Genomic DNA, 15822 nt, shown 5'->3' with positions numbered 1-15822 from the left:
ATCAATTACTAATGGATAGATTTTTAATTGTGTTTGGGATAAACCCAAACACGAAGAAAAATAAAGAAAAAGTCAGGCAACTCAATAATTTTGGTTTAATAGCTGCATAAAACTTAACGAACTATTGTGTAACAGAAGCCTACAATTTTGCGAAAAAGCACAGTAAATTAAAAAAGCTTGTTTAATTTTGATATCAATCAATATTAAGAAATTACAGCAATGAATTTTCGCATACAAAAAATTACATACTCTTTCTCCAGATGGTTTAATCTGCTTATTGAACCAAAAAAGGAGTGGGAAGCTATTGCTCTGGAAACACCCGATGTGAAATCTATTTTTATACATTTTGCGTTTCCTGTAATTGCCGTCTGCTCGCTTCTTTCTTCCATCGGAGCTTTCATCCACACAGGAAGTCTTAGCATTGTGATTTCTCAATTTATTGTTTCTTTTATTTCCTTAAACCTGGGTTTTTTAACGGCCGGAAAAATGATTGAACTATTGGCTCCAAACTTCCAATTACAAATTAAGACATCAACTATCTATCAATTAATTGTATACAGTGGAGCAGTTTTCTGTTTATTCCACAGTTTTGCAAAATTATTTTCACCCTACTCTTTTCTTAATCAGATATGTCTGGTTTTCGAATTGTATTTTATTCGTGTTTTATGGCTGGGAATATCTCCTCTGCTTCCTATAGCCGAAAATAAAAAACCAGGCTTTACAATTGTAGCCAGTTTGCTTATTTTAGTTCTCCCACTAATATTTGAACGAATGTTTTCCGTTATTTTCAAGCTTCCGGTTACAATTTAAATCGTAAATTTGTCGGGCAATAAAGAATTTACAATGCAGAAAATAAATATAAGAAATAAAAAAGCAAGCTTCGAATACGAATTCATCGAAACCTTTGTAGCAGGAATTCAACTATTTGGAACCGAAATCAAGTCCATACGTGCAGGGAAAGCAAACATAGGAGACTCCTTTTGCTACTTTAGCGCAAATGAACTTTACGTAAAAGAAATGCACATTTCCGAATACAAATTTGGTTCATACTATAATCACGAAGAAAAAAGAGAACGAAAACTCCTTCTTAACCGAAAAGAGTTGGATAAATTGGATCGAAAAACTAAAGAAAGTGGTTTAACCATTGTTCCTTTGAGAATTTTCCTGAACGAAAAAGGTTTTGCAAAAATGGAAATTGCGCTTTGTAGAGGAAAAAAACACTACGACAAAAGGGAAAGTTTAAAACAACGCGATCACAAAATTGAGATAGACCGTATGATGAAGAGGTAGTTAGCTCAATGCATCATTTTTTATTAAAAAAACAAGTTATTTCCTTCCAGAACTCCTTCTTTTTATCCTATATTTGCACCCCGGTTCTAAAAACCCAGGCAAAATTCATTTTCTTACTTTTTAACAGAGTATTAACAAGTTATCAACAATGTTGATTAATTGTTAATAACTTCTAAATACCCCTATTTTAGATCAACACAACTGTTAATAACTAAAAATTCCTGTTTTAGTCAGTAAGGATATTAACAACCAAAACAGGAATGAATATGAACAGGGAAAAAGTTATTAACAAACTAATACTCAAAAGTACTTCCACCTAGAAACTCTCTCATTAAGGAAGTAGGAGGTATTTCAGCATCGCTGATTGGAAGAAAGTAACTAAAAAACTTTAACAGCCTGTTTGCTTCCGAATATTCTGCCTGATTGGGCTGAATCTCTTTCAATATTGGTTCTGCATATCTCTTTAAAACACCCAATTCGTACTGAAGAGCTGAATTAAACATCACATCAGCCTCTTCCTGATACGGGAAAATATTTTTTTCTTCACCACGCCTAACACTCGGCCAACGACTAATTGTATCAAAAGCACTGTAATTTCGATATTTATGATCACGAACAATCCTACGAATCAGACGGTTATCTGTTGATGGAATCCTGTTATGACCATCAATAGAAATTGAGGTTAAAGCAGATATATAAATTCTAAATTTTGAATCATCGGCAATAAGAGGAGTTAATTTTGGATTCAGAGCATGAATTCCTTCCACAACTAAAACCTGCTTGCCATTAATTTTCAACTTTTCTCCGTCGAAATAACGAGTACCAGTTTCGAATGAAAACTTTGGCAACTCAACCTCTACACCATTCAGAAGATCCACCAAATTCTCATTAAAAAGGCGAACATCCAAAGATTCCAACGCCTCAAAATCGTACTCTCCATTTTCATCTTTAGGAGTTTTTTCCCGGTTAACGAAGTAGTTATCCAAAGATAAATTTACCGGATGAAGACCAGCAACTTTAAGCTGAATGGCTAATCTTTTTCCAAAGGTTGTTTTCCCTGATGATGAAGGTCCGGAAATCAAGATGAGCTTTACATGCTTTCTTTTCTTTCTGATTTTATCTGCTATTTGAGAAATTTTCTTCTCGTGCAAAGCCTCCGATATTTTTATCAGCTCTGAAATATTGTTATTCTCCACATAGCCATTCAAATCACCAACATTAGCAATATTTAAAACATTTCCCCAACGTTTGTATTCACTAAATATCTTTAGCATTTTTTCCTGAGGAATAAAGGTTTCCGTTTCCAAAGGATTTCTTCGTCCAGGAGTCATAAGCAACATTCCCTGGGCAAAGGGCAATAAATCAAACACCTTCAGTTTACTTGTAGACGGAACCAAAAAACCATAAAAATAATCAACACTATCGCCTAAATGGTAAACGGATGTGAATAGATTTCCCCGGGTGCGAAACAGACTGGTTTTCTCTTTCAAGCCCTGAGCTTCGAACAATTCTATTGCTTTCTCTGTTTCAATTTCTTCACGAACAAAAGGCAGATCAGCCTCCATGATCTCAATCATTCTCTCTTTTATATTTTCAATATCATCAGGCGTAAGCAGTATGTTCTTATCTGTTATCCGACAATACAAGCCATTCGAAATTGAATGCTCGACCCTGAAACCTGCTTTTGGATACAAATCATGAACTGCCTTGTAAAGAAGGAAACACAATGAACGGACGTACATTCTGCGCCCATCTGGATGTGTTCCATCCACAAACTTTACATTTTTAGGCTTGTAAATTTCATAACTTAACTCTTTAAGCTTATTATTAACCATTGCTCCAAGCACAGCCCCATTAGGTTGTGGCTTGAGATCTGCAAGTATTGTCTGAAGATTGGTGCCAATTGGATAAGATCTTTTCTCTTTTATATCTTCAAAATAAATATCAATCAATTTTCCCATAGAATTCTAAATTTACAATGTGCCCGGTTATGATTATACTGTTTTTAAAGATAACAATTAGGATGGCACAATTAAAAGCTGTCGGGTTAATTTTTGTTAAGCTTCACACAATCCCAATTTAATAAAAACAAAAGGATCTCCATTTAGAGATCCTTTCCATTAAATTTCAATTGTAAATTATTTCATTTCATCTTTCAGAAACTGAGCAGTAAATGATTTCTTGCATGCAAGCAGATCTTCGGGTGTACCCTCAAACAAGATTTCGCCACCATTCCGACCTCCTTCAACTCCAATATCAATTACGTGATCGGCAACTTTAATTACATCCATATTGTGCTCTATCACTACAACTGTATTTCCTTTATTCACCAATCGGTTCAATACCTCAAGCAAAACTCTCACATCTTCGAAATGCAAACCTGTAGTTGGCTCATCGAGAATGTACATAGTTTGCCCGGTATCTCTTTTGGCCAGCTCTGTTGCCAGTTTCACCCTTTGCGACTCACCTCCCGAAAGGGTTGTAGATGGCTGCCCAAGAGTTATATACCCCAATCCAACATCCTGAAGAACCTTCAGTTTCATTTGAATAGCAGGAATGTGTTCAAAAAATTCCACCGATTGATTAATGGTCATATCCAGAACATCGCCAATCGATTTTCCTTTGTAACGCACCTCTAAAGTCTCCCTGTTGTAACGCTTTCCGTTGCACTCATCGCAATGCACGTAAACATCAGGCAGAAAATTCATTTCGATGGACCGAACTCCAGCCCCCTGACAGGTTTCGCATCGGCCGCCTTTCACATTGAAAGAGAAGCGTCCGGCCTTGTATCCACGAATCTGCGACTCCGGTAATTTCTCGTATAACTTTCTGATATCACCAAATAAATTGGTGTATGTAGCCGGATTGGATCTCGGTGTGCGACCTAAAGGCGATTGATTCACCTCTACAACCTTGTCGATATTCTTTATCCCGCTAATTTTTTCGTACGGCAAAGGATCTGCAACCGACCGATAAAAATGCTGAGATAAAATTGGCTGCAGTGTTCCATTTATCAAGCTTGACTTGCCACTTCCCGAAACACCGGTAACGCAAATAAATTTACCCAAAGGCAAAGTAACATTTACATTTTTCAGATTATTTCCCGTACAACCTTTCAGGCTTATTGTTTTTCCATTCCCTTCCCGTCTGCTTTCAGGAATGATAATTTTCTTATCACCATTTAAGTAGTGGGCAGTTAAACTATCACCTTTTAAAATATCAGAAGGTGTTCCTGCAACCACAACCTCTCCACCATGCTTTCCGGCAAATGGTCCCATATCAACCACATAGTCAGCCGACAGAATCATATCCTTATCGTGCTCAACAACAATTACCGAATTCCCCGAATCTCGCAGTTGCTGCAGTGAATAAATCAGCCGCTGATTGTCTCTTTGATGCAAACCGATACTTGGCTCATCGAGAATATAGAGCACATTAACCAGCTGAGAACCTATTTGGGTAGCAAGTCGAATGCGCTGCGATTCTCCACCCGAAAGAGTAACAGAACTTCTGTTAAGAGACAGATACTCCAAACCAACATCAATCAGGAAGCCTAAACGTGATCGGATTTCCTTTAATATCTCCTGAGCTATTATTTGCTGTTTTTCATTTAAGTGCTGTTCCAAATCCCGAAACCATTCACTCAACAAGCCCAGATCCATCGTTGATACATCTGAGATATTTTTATCGTGGATTTTAAAATGAAGAGATTCTCTTTTAAGACGATTGCCATTACAGGATTCGCAAACTTTTGTGATGATAAATTGCTCGGCCCATTTTTTAGCTTTTTTCGATGTTACATTGCTTTCCTGATTTGAAATGTACTTAATCACTCCATCGAAACTAAGAAAGTAATTGGAAGATGCGCCCAATGGTGTATTTTCCAATTTGAATGTTTCGCTGGAACCATCCAAAATAATGCTTAGCGCCTCATCGGGTATTTCTTTTATGGGCGTATCCATCACAAAATGATACTTTCGGCCAATTGCTTCGAGCTGCCAAAATATCAATGAATTTTTATATTTTCCCAAAGGAACAATTCCACCTTCACGAATACTCAAATTCGCATCAGGAATAATCTTATCCATATCGATGGCATTTACCCGCCCCAAACCTTTACACTTTGAACAAGCTCCATGCGGAGAATTGAATGAAAAACTATGCGGTGCCGGAGTATTGTAGGAAATTCCAGTGGTAGGACACATCAGCAGGCGACTGTAAAACCTCACTTCATCAGTATCCTTATCCAGTATCATGGTAATTCCCTTTCCATGTTTCATTGCGGTTTGCACAGATTCCTTCAGACGCTTATCTCCAACCTCCTCAACTACCAACTTATCAATCAAAACTTCAATGTCATGATTTTTATACCGATCGACTTTATAGCCATGGTACAGCTCAACAATTTCACCATCAACACGCGCGTAGAGAAATCCTTTACTCCTGATCTGCTCAAACAACTCTTTATAATGACCTTTACGGCCTTTTACAATTGGAGCAAGAATAAGAATTCTTTTATCGCTGAACTTTTCATGAATTAAATTGATAATCTGCTCATCGGTATATTTCACCATTTCCTCGCCCGTTTCGTAAGAATAGGCTATACCTGCTCTGGCATAAAGAAGTCGAAGAAAATCATATAATTCGGTAATGGTTCCAACTGTGGAACGAGGATTTTTATTGGTCGTTTTTTGTTCGATGGAAATTACCGGACTCAAACCAGTAATTTTATCTACATCCGGACGCTCCATTCCACCCAAAAACTGTCTGGCATAGGCCGAAAAAGTTTCTATGTATCTCCTCTGACCTTCGGCATAAATTGTATCGAAAGCCAAAGAGGATTTTCCACTTCCGCTTAATCCTGTAATTACCGAAAGCTGATTCCTTGGGATGCTTACATCTATATTTTTGAGGTTATGAACACGGGCACCAAAAACCTCAATGCTTTCAGTTTCCAGACGCTCTTCCCCATTTCTATTCTTGCTGTCTTTGATACTCAATTTACAATCTCCTTTTACACCCTTTAATTTGCTACTTTACCGCAACAGAATCTGAAGGACTTTTATATTCAGAAAATGCAAAATTAATATATCCTTTGGCAGGAAGTGTAATTTCGTACTCTTTTTTAGATAAATTTGTTAGATAAGCTTTTCGAAGCCAAGGGTTAAAATGCTTTAGTATCTTATAATTAACACCATTTTCCTTTGCAAAGACAGCAAAATCATCAACATTTCCCGAAACTTTCACTTTACGAGTTGGGATATTTGGATACAAATCGGATGCCCTGTATCTAAATCCAAATTCATCCGTATTCTCCATTATTCGTTTAATAGCCATAATACGAAATACATATCTACCTGTTTCTTCCCCTAAAAGCAAATCAAAATAATCCCCTGCATCCTGCAGCTGCAATTGTTTATCGATAAACCTTCTGCCCGCATTGTAGGATGCTGCAACCAAACTCCAGGTTCCATACTTATCATACGACTTCTTCAGATACTTACAGGCCGCGATGGTCGATTTTTCAACATTGTATCTCTCATCCACCTCTGTTTCAACCTCCAAACCATAATCTTTAGCTGTTCCCTTCATAAATTGCCATATTCCTACAGCACCTGCCGATGATTCTGCAGTAGGAACCAATCCGCTTTCGATCAATGCCAAATATTTAAAATCATCGGGTACACCCTGCTCTTTCAGAATTGGTTCGATAATGGGAAAATAACGATTGGCTCTTTTAATAAAGAGAAGTGTCTGCGATTGCCAGTAGGTATTTACCAACAGTTCTCTATCAAAAGATTCTTTCACATCCCACCTTTCCAATGGTACATTTTCACCGGCAAAAGTCATTTTATCGGGCGTTTTTAAAGCGTACACATTGTATTTACTCATGTATTCGCTTCCAATATGCTCTTTTGCCGGATCATCAATCTTCGAATAATTAAACAATTGAGCCGCCATGTAGATTCCTCCCAGAAGAACGATAATAATGAAAGTATTTTTTAATGAAGTATATGTTGTCATGCCTGATCTTTTATTGGTTACCAAAAGTATAAGATTCTACTCTAATTCAATCAGAAATGTTCCGAAAAAACACCTGTTTACATCATCAAAAATCCACCATTGATCAAGAATGATTCTAAATAATTTAAATCAACTATTTATTCCTTTTTTTCAGATAAAAATGCAACAAATTCATTTCGAATCCGTTATATAACAGATAAGCTATTGCATCACAACACGTAAGGCTATTACGAACCTTTTTCCAAAATCAAATAGAATGAAAAACTACCTTTTTATTCTCTCTTCCTTTTTGGCAGGCATATTCTTTGCTGCATGTGATGGTGAAACTACGATCGATTTTCCTACTGATATCATTCAGGACTCCAGAGTTTCTGACTCAACTTTTCAAATTCTTTTGGACGATGCCAAACTTCTTTGTTTAAACCTGTACTTAAATGAAGAAACCAGGGAATTAAACAATATCGAGATCAATGAATCCCATGTAGCGCCAGTCATATCAGCTCTTCAAATGGTCTTTTTGGATTCTTTACTGCAATCGGCTCATGAAATCAGAGAATATCAGATTCATGCTCTTTGCCCCGTTCAGCTGCACGAAGGCATACTAAGCTCAGACACTTTAAATACTCATATCAATTCCTGGTACCATAATGGCTATTCGGATCACAGGCAACTGGATGATTACATCTACGAGTACAATATCAGTCTTGATTCCCTTGGAAATAATCAATACAAATATCGATCGGAAACCGGGATTAATCATTTGGCATTGGCCTCTGAACTGAAGAAAATCCCTTTCATACTTTCTGCGAAATCAACTCTATGCATAGGCGATGGATCTCAAATTGAAATTATAGATTACACTTCCGATTTCATTCACCTGATTTACAGCTATGGCTGGGGCGATTGTCCTTCCGGATGTATAAACAGACACTATTGGGAGTTAGGTGTGTATGGCTCTGGTATTGTTGAACTGATTGCCGAATCGGGTAAAGAATTACCGTAAAACTCACTCCGACCAGACGTTTACATTTATCCAAAAGAAAACAATACCCCGAACGATTTCTTTATCATCAAAAATCTTACTCCTGAAAGTCTTTTTTTAGTTGAGCCTTTTATCTAAATTCACTCCTCTTAAAAAAAGAAAATATGCGTTACAATTTTGATGAAATTATTGATAGAAAAAATACGGACTGCATAAAGTACGATAAACTTGATGCATTCTTTGGAAAAAAAGATCTTCTTCCCCTATGGGTAGCCGATATGGATTTTAAAGTGCCCCCGTGCATTTCCGATGCCATTATAAAAAGAGCAAATCATGAAATTTACGGCTATTCGTTTCGCAGCGACGATTGTATTGGAAGCATTCAAACATGGCTTCAAACCAGACACAACTGGTCTGTTCGTAAAAAATGGATATCAACAAGTCCGGGCGTAGTTACCGGTTTGTCGCTTTTACTAATGAGCTTAACCAACGAAGGTGATAAAATAGCTGTTCAACCTCCGGTTTACCACCCTTTCTATCATGTTGTAAATGACACCAAGCGAGAGCTGGTTTACAATCCATTGATAAGAACAGAGACAGGGTACGAAATGGATTTTAATCAGCTGGAGGAATTGGCGAAACAGGGATTAAAAGCATTGATCCTATGCAATCCGCACAATCCTGTTGGCAGAGTGTGGACAAAAAAAGAATTGCTTCAACTTGGAGATCTTGCCAAAACTTATGATTTCTTCATTATTTCTGATGAAATTCATCAGGATTTAATTTTTGAAGGATACAAACACATTCCGCTGGCTTCGCTGTCAAAGGATTTAAATCAAAGAACAGTTACCTGTATTGCGCCTTCGAAAACTTTTAATGTTGCAGGTCTGGCAAGTTCTGTAATTATTATTGCGAATCCTGAATTTCGAAAAAAATACAAGAAAATGGTATCGGCCCTGCATTTGGATTTGGGAAATTTATTTGGACACGTTGCCATGCAGGCGGGTTACGAGGAAGGTGCTGAATGGCTGGATCAGCTAATGGTCTACTTAAAAGGCAATGTTGATTTTCTAAGAACGTATCTGCAGGAATACATTCCCGAAATAAAATTGGTTGAACCCGGGGCAACTTATTTGCTTTGGCTGGATTACAGGTCGCTGGGAATTTCGACCAAAGACCTGCATGATTTGTTGATTAACAAAGCAGGATTGGCTGTGAACGACGGCACTAAATTTGGACCCGAAGGAGAGGGATACCTGCGCATAAATATTGGTTGTCCCCGATCTGTAGTAGAGGAAGCTCTGAATAAAATAAAGTTGACTGTAAACCAATTAAAAAAATAATTCCTGTTTAAGGGTTACCTTTTACCAAAAAACGGAATAAAGAGGTGAGATTAAGTTACTACCACAATGTCTTGCAAAATTAAACGACGATCAATTGTTGGTTTTTGCGCAAAACCTCAATCTGTTTTTTCACACAAACCCCCGATAAACAGATATCGGGGGTTTATTTTTGCAAAATTAGTTTTTCCTCTCATTTTATATTAGCCATCCCAACTTCTTGTTATATAACTAATTTCTAGTATTTTTGACATCCTAAAAAACACTACACTATGCACTGGAACAAAGCTTGGTTTCAATTCTTAATTTTACTGTTGCTCGCCTTTATTTGGGGATCTTCTTTTATTCTGATGAAAATTGGATTGAAAAGTTTTAGCAGCGAACAGGCGGCAGGAATCCGCATGCTTTTGGCCTCGCTGGTGCTTTTGCCTTATTCAATCAAGAATTTAAAGTTTCTGAAAAAGAAAGATGTAAAAAGTCTTTTGATTGCAGGCTTTATTGGAAGTTTTATCCCGGCTTTTCTGTTTACCAAGGCACAAACTCAAATTGACAGCGCATTGGCTGGCATGTTGAATTCTCTTACTCCAATATTCACATTAGCCATTGGAATACTGCTACACAAAACGAAATTCAAATGGCTGCAGGTTACAGGTCTGGTGATCGGACTAATTGGTGCTTTGGGCTTAATTACTTCAGGTAAGGAGTTGGCTTTGGGAAATGTGAACAGCCATGCCTTGCTAATTGTTCTCGCCACCGTATTTTACGGAATCAACATCAACGAAATTAAATCGAAATTATCTCATTTAACGGGTATTCAGATTACCTCTTTGGCTTTCTTTTTTACCGGTCCTGCAGCATTAATCTATCTGGCAACAACAGATTTCGAACCTGTGCTTCAGTCACCAAACTGGCCAATTCATTTTCTTGCATTGGTGGCTTTAGGAATAATTGGAACTGCTCTTGCCATGCTGTTAATGAATAGCTTAATCAGATACAGTTCTGCAATTTACGCCTCATCGGTAACCTACATCATTCCTGTTTTTGCTGTTTTCTGGGGCGTTATTGATGGCGAAACCATTACTATTCTGCATCTGACATGTATGGCATGTATTCTTTTGGGTGTTTATCTTACAAATAAAAAAAAGGTAAGTAGAGTTTGCTGTAAACCTTTATAGAATAAGAAAAGAGACAACTCTACCTGCCTCTTTCTTTCAAATATCACTATAAAGTTTCTAATGATGGTATATTTAGTAATTTTGCATTGAATACAAAAAATACAATCCCCCAATGTTTTTAAAAAAATTAGATCCACAGCTTTTAGAAGCTATTGAAGAATATGGTTTTGAAACTCCAACAGAAGTTCAAAAGAGTTGCATCTCAAAAATAAAAAGCGGTGTTGATTTATTTGTTAAAGCTCCTGATGAATCCGGAAAAACCCATACCATAATTATTGGTATTATTCAGCAGCTCAAAGCTGAATTTGAGGATGTACCCAGAGCCATTGTTGTTGTTTCGGATAGAGAGAAGGCAATTCAACTGAAAGAACAGTTTCTGGCGCTAAGTCACAATACCAGCCTGCGGATATTTAGCGAAGGTGATGCGGGAAATTTACACAAGCTTCGCGATTTGATCTATGCCGGTTCGGATATTGTTATCGCAACAGCAAGAAAATTCAACGAATTGTACTCATTTAGCGGAATCAATCTCAGCAATTTAAAAATAGTTGCCATTGATGATGCCGAGATGATTATAAAAGAACAAATTGTTTCGGATATTAATCGCCTATCTGATAATCTTCCCAAATCACAACGAATTGTATTTACGAATAAAATCACCAATAAAATGGAAGATTACATGGAAAACTACATGTATTCTCCTATTGTTCTGGATTTTGAATAAGATATAAAAAATGCCTCCAATAAAAATTGGAGGCATTTTATTTTAGCGCAAATAAGCTTTAAACATCCAGTTTAGCTTCTCAAAATAAGAAACGTAAGCTGGCAGAATATCTAAAGTTCCTTCATCCTCATTTTCATTTGCCTGAATTAATACTTCTTTTACCTTCCCGATTAAAATATTGTGCGACTGAATTATTTGTTTCACCATATCGGTACCTGAACAATTTGAGTTGGCTTCCTGAATGGTTGAAATGGCAACGTAATCGGAAAAATTTCCCAAAGGATGACCTCCCAATGTTAATACCCGCTCTGCAATTTCATCTACTTTATCGCTGGCATCAACATACAACTCTTCAAATTTGGCATGCAGCTCAAAAAAATCGTTTCCCCCTACATTCCAATGAAAATTGCGTAAATTCTGATAATACAATTGATAATTGGCCAACAATATTTGCAATTGCTCTACTTCTCTTTCTTTTGCATTTAATTCTACTACTTCCAGGTTACTTTTACTGTTTTTCATGTTTTCTTATTTTTAGTTTATTAATATTATTTCTAATTCTCTGATACAAATATCACATCATTCAGATTATTAAAAATCATATGTCAATAAGAAAAACTTATTAATGAAATTACTACTCCCAAATCAATATTCGGAACCACGTTTTCACCCTTAAAAAATAAGGATAAAACAGAAGTAGGGTAAATTGGTATCAATTACGGTTATATAGTAATTAAACTAAATAACCAAAAAGATGATTCATAACAAACTCGATAAACTATTTGGGCAAGCGGGATCGATACTTGGCTGGATGATCATGCTTGTGGGAATTTATTCATCCATTCTCCCTCTCACACTATTATTAATTCTAATCGGATCGTTTATGGCATTTTCCTACTCTGGAATCTACCTGGACAAGGACGATAAAAAATACAAATTCTACTACTCCTACTTTGGATTATTCAAATCGGGCTCGTGGAGAAGTTTGCAAAATATTGACCGTGTTGCCGGAATCTCATCTATTATTCTGCGGGATTCCTATATTCCCGAACAAAAAGAAACGAATTTGAAGACAGATGATTGCTTTGTGGTTTTATTTCTGAAAAACCGCAATCGAAAAGTTCCTTTTAAAAGGTGTAAAGATTTATTGGAAGCCAAACTGGAAGCTCAAAAAATAGGTCAGCTATTAAATCTAAATGTTATTCATTAGCTCAACATAGCTCCTTGTCACTACAGACAAGTCACAAACCAAAAAAGAACCTCAGCTTTGAGGTTCTTTTACTATAAATTTATTTTGGGCTGAGCCTAAAACATATAATCCCAAACCGGCAGTAATATCGGAGTGGTTTTAAGTGCCTCCTTCGCTTTCTCATCCAAATAGTTTTTGTTGATTACCACACGAAACATATATTCCGAGAACCATTCATCTGTGAAAGTTAAATATCCATTATTTCCTGAGGTACTTCCCCACGAATTTTCAAATTCCCATTTCACAGGCACTTCATTTTCATCAACATCAACGCCAATCAATGCCATTGCATGAGAAGAACCGGATTGACGAGTCAAAACTCTGGCTTTTTTATCCATATCGAATTCAACTCCCAGTAAAGAAGCATAATCGTAGGTATTCAAATCCATTACACCTGCTTTTCTGTTGTGTTGTTTTCCTACATCGCAGGATGCATACATTGCTTCATTGTTCTTGATAGAAGCCATTGCAAATTTCTTAATCTCATCATTCGGAAGATTTAAATACGTCCAATTTATTCCTTCCTCAACATTTCTGTAATTCTTAATTTCGTATACCTTATAATAGTCACGGGTCGGATCATTCATGATCATCACCAATTCAGTATTCGCAAAATCAGGATTAATTTCAGCCAAAAATTCTTTAGGAGTATACATTTTACTTTCGCTGATTTTTCCATCAGCATCCTTAAATCTCCATGAAAAATTTACCGGAGGTTCGCCCAAACTTAAAGCCAACATGCGGTAAATTGATTTTAAAGCTGTCATTTTCGCCAATGCAATATCTTTCACCGATGCTTTTTCAGCAATCATATTACGAAGCTTGTATCCCTCTCCTCTTAATTTTTCATTGATCAAGCTGGTGATTTCGCGGGTTTTATTGCTCACCTTTGTTTCCGGCATTACTTCCGCCGGAACAACACCATATTTTTTAGCTATATTAAAAAAAGAATTCCAAACGCCACCGTCATCAACAGGGCCTTTAAAATAAAGAACAACTTCCCGATCATCCATCGTACGATCAGCAGTTGCAATTATATTCTCAAGAAACAAATTTGATTTCTCAAACAAATCCCAGAAATAGTTGTAGTTGTGAGAAAAATCGAATGAATTCAAATTAAATTTTTTCATTACTTCCGGACGAATTGTGTTCATAGAAGTAAACATCCAACATCTGCCTGAACTTTCCTGATTCGTAATTCCCTTTACATCAACTCTGTATTTGAAAAAGTGATCTGTTTTCCCAATCTTTTCATGATTCAGAGACAGCTCTCTAATGCTTTCCGAATTGGTAATTGCATTTTGAATTGCTCTGCTCGAAGCATCCAATTTGAAACTTGAACGAATCTCGTTCAACATTTTAGCATCTACAGTTCCCTTATTTTGTCCAATTGACATGGTACTGAATGTCAATGCAAGAATAGGTACCAATAAAAATTTCTTCATTTTTTTTGTAGTTAGTCGGTTGAAGTTTTAAATTAATTCTCACAAACTTAAAAAAACGAATCTAAAAAAACGCCTGATTTTAATAGAAAAGCCACCCTATAAACTAAAGGATGGCTTTTTATCCGGCATTATTATTAGTGTCTCTTAAATGTGAATTACCTCATCGTAAGCGGCTGCTGCGGCTTCCATGACAGCTTCCGACATGGTTGGATGCGGATGAATAGACTTAATCAATTCATGACCTGTTGTTTCCAGCTTACGGGCAGTAACCAGTTCTGCAATCATTTCGGTTACGTTAGCGCCCACCATATGAGCTCCCAGCAATTCACCGTACTTGGCATCAAAAACAAGTTTAACAAATCCTTCGTTGGCTCCGGCCGCACTTGCTTTTCCTGATGCTGAAAATGGAAATTTACCGATCTTCAACTCGTATCCGGCTTCTTTCGCTGCTTTTTCGGTCAATCCCATCGATGCAACTTCAGGAACTGTATATGTACATCCGGGAATGGTTGTATAATCAATTGGCTCAACATTCATTCCGGCAATCTTCTCAACGCAACAAATTCCTTCGGCTGAAGCAACGTGAGCCAAAGCTGGTCCTTTTATAATATCACCAATTGCATAAACACCTTCCACATTGGTTCTGAAATAGTCGTCAACAAGAACTCTGCCATTTTCAGTAGCCACTCCTACCTCTTCCAAACCAATATTTTCAGTATTAGGCGCAATTCCCACTGCTGAAAGCACGATTTCGCACTCATGAACTTCAATTTCGCCTTTCTTATTTTTAATATTCACTTTTAGATTGCCATCTGCCCCTTCTACCGATTCAACTGTAGAATTGGTCATGACTTTAATTTTATTCTTCTTGAAACTACGTCCCATTTGCTTCGATACCTCTTCATCTTCAACAGGAAGAATTTCCGGCAAAAATTCTACTAAAGTAACCTGAGTTCCCATAGTAGAATAGAAGTATGCAAACTCCGATCCAATTGCTCCGGAACCAACTACAATCATTGATTTAGGCAATTTCTCCAAAGTTAATGCTTTGCGGTATCCGATAATGTTTTTTCCATCCTGTGGAAGATTTGGCAATTCGCGGGAACGCGCTCCTGTTGCCAAAATAATATGCTTTGCTTCATGATTGGATTTAGTTCCATCTTCGGCCGTAACTTCAACCGTTTTATTAGCTACTAATTTTCCAAAACCATTGATTACCTCAATTTTGTTCTTTTTAAGCAGGTACTGAATGCCACCACTCATTTTTTCAGCCACGCCACGACTACGGGCAACCACCTTTTCAAAATCAGGTTTAACCTCGCCTTCAATTGTTAATCCATAATCTCCGGCATGTTTCATATATTCAAATACTTGTGCTGATTTCAGCAAAGATTTGGTTGGAATACAACCCCAGTTTAAACAAATCCCACCCAATTCGGCGCGTTCAACAACTGCAACATTCAAACCCAATTGTGAAGCGCGAATGGCGGCTACGTAACCACCTGGACCACTTCCTACTACTATTAAATCGTAACTCATTTTATTTTGTTGTTTATATTAGTACAAATTTTGTTTTACTAATTTATATATTCT

General features: G+C 37.0%; 13 protein-coding genes. 7 read left to right on the top strand and 6 right to left on the bottom strand.

What is annotated here, in order from left to right; genetic code table 11:
• Window positions 1-219 precede the first annotated feature (219 nt).
• Both BZG01_RS18975 and smpB read left to right on the top strand, forming a co-directional pair.
• On the top strand, window positions 220-810 hold the full coding sequence (locus BZG01_RS18975) for a YIP1 family protein (RefSeq protein WP_101311417.1): 591 nt from the start codon (window positions 220-222) through the stop codon (window positions 808-810).
• A 33-nt stretch (window positions 811-843) separates the two neighbouring features.
• Window positions 844-1290 (top strand): SsrA-binding protein, encoded by a 447-nt coding sequence (smpB, locus tag BZG01_RS18970; protein WP_101260304.1) that lies wholly within the window; start codon window positions 844-846, stop codon window positions 1288-1290.
• Window positions 1291-1583: 293 nt separating this feature from the next.
• Here smpB and BZG01_RS18965 read toward each other — a convergent pair whose 3' ends face one another.
• From BZG01_RS18965 to BZG01_RS18955, 3 genes are all read right to left on the bottom strand, one after another.
• Window positions 1584-3251 (bottom strand): nucleoside kinase, encoded by a 1668-nt coding sequence (locus BZG01_RS18965; protein WP_101311416.1) that lies wholly within the window; start codon window positions 3249-3251, stop codon window positions 1584-1586.
• A gap of 177 nt (window positions 3252-3428) precedes the next feature.
• On the bottom strand, window positions 3429-6290 hold the full coding sequence (gene uvrA, locus BZG01_RS18960; RefSeq protein ID WP_245870430.1) for an excinuclease ABC subunit UvrA: 2862 nt from the start codon (window positions 6288-6290) through the stop codon (window positions 3429-3431).
• A 31-nt stretch (window positions 6291-6321) separates the two neighbouring features.
• Window positions 6322-7314 (bottom strand): lytic transglycosylase domain-containing protein, encoded by a 993-nt coding sequence (locus BZG01_RS18955; RefSeq protein WP_101311415.1) that lies wholly within the window; start codon window positions 7312-7314, stop codon window positions 6322-6324.
• A 256-nt stretch (window positions 7315-7570) separates the two neighbouring features.
• Between BZG01_RS18955 and BZG01_RS18950 the strand changes: the two genes are divergently transcribed.
• The 4 genes from BZG01_RS18950 to BZG01_RS18935 all read left to right on the top strand — a co-directional run bounded on the left by BZG01_RS18950 (window position 7571) and on the right by BZG01_RS18935 (window position 11535).
• On the top strand, window positions 7571-8317 hold the full coding sequence (locus BZG01_RS18950) for a hypothetical protein (protein WP_101311414.1): 747 nt from the start codon (window positions 7571-7573) through the stop codon (window positions 8315-8317).
• Between the two features lie 143 nt (window positions 8318-8460).
• Complete coding sequence (locus tag BZG01_RS18945) at window positions 8461-9639, top strand: MalY/PatB family protein (RefSeq protein ID WP_101311413.1); 1179 nt, start codon at window positions 8461-8463, stop codon at window positions 9637-9639.
• 269 nt (window positions 9640-9908) lie between these two features.
• Window positions 9909-10811 carry a DMT family transporter gene (locus BZG01_RS18940; RefSeq protein ID WP_101311412.1) on the top strand — a complete coding sequence of 301 codons (903 nt, stop codon included), beginning with the start codon at window positions 9909-9911 and terminating at the stop codon, window positions 10809-10811.
• Between the two features lie 112 nt (window positions 10812-10923).
• Complete coding sequence (locus BZG01_RS18935) at window positions 10924-11535, top strand: DEAD/DEAH box helicase (RefSeq protein ID WP_101311411.1); 612 nt, start codon at window positions 10924-10926, stop codon at window positions 11533-11535.
• A gap of 42 nt (window positions 11536-11577) precedes the next feature.
• On the opposite strand, the gene BZG01_RS18930 is transcribed toward BZG01_RS18935, so the two are convergent.
• Window positions 11578-12057 carry a Dps family protein gene (locus BZG01_RS18930; RefSeq protein WP_101311410.1) on the bottom strand — a complete coding sequence of 160 codons (480 nt, stop codon included), beginning with the start codon at window positions 12055-12057 and terminating at the stop codon, window positions 11578-11580.
• 232 nt (window positions 12058-12289) lie between these two features.
• Here BZG01_RS18930 and BZG01_RS18925 point away from each other — a divergent pair, with 232 nt between their 5' ends.
• Entirely contained in the window at window positions 12290-12745 is a 456-nt protein-coding gene (locus BZG01_RS18925; RefSeq protein WP_101311409.1) for a hypothetical protein, read from the top strand.
• Window positions 12746-12840: 95 nt separating this feature from the next.
• On the opposite strand, the gene BZG01_RS18920 is transcribed toward BZG01_RS18925, so the two are convergent.
• Both BZG01_RS18920 and lpdA read right to left on the bottom strand, forming a co-directional pair.
• Entirely contained in the window at window positions 12841-14229 is a 1389-nt protein-coding gene (locus BZG01_RS18920; protein ID WP_101311408.1) for a C1 family peptidase, read from the bottom strand.
• Window positions 14230-14373: 144 nt separating this feature from the next.
• The gene (lpdA, locus tag BZG01_RS18915; protein WP_101311407.1) at window positions 14374-15768 is read right to left on the bottom strand and encodes a dihydrolipoyl dehydrogenase; all 1395 of its coding nucleotides are present in this window, start codon (window positions 15766-15768) and stop codon (window positions 14374-14376) included.
• Window positions 15769-15822: the final 54 nt, after the last annotated feature.

The sequence above is a fragment of the Labilibaculum manganireducens genome, from assembly GCF_002843385.1.
Taxonomy (GTDB): Bacteria; Bacteroidota; Bacteroidia; order Bacteroidales; family Marinifilaceae; genus Labilibaculum; species Labilibaculum manganireducens.
The sequence above is the reverse complement of the archived record's forward strand: the minus strand, read 5'-3'. Positions and strand labels throughout refer to the sequence as shown.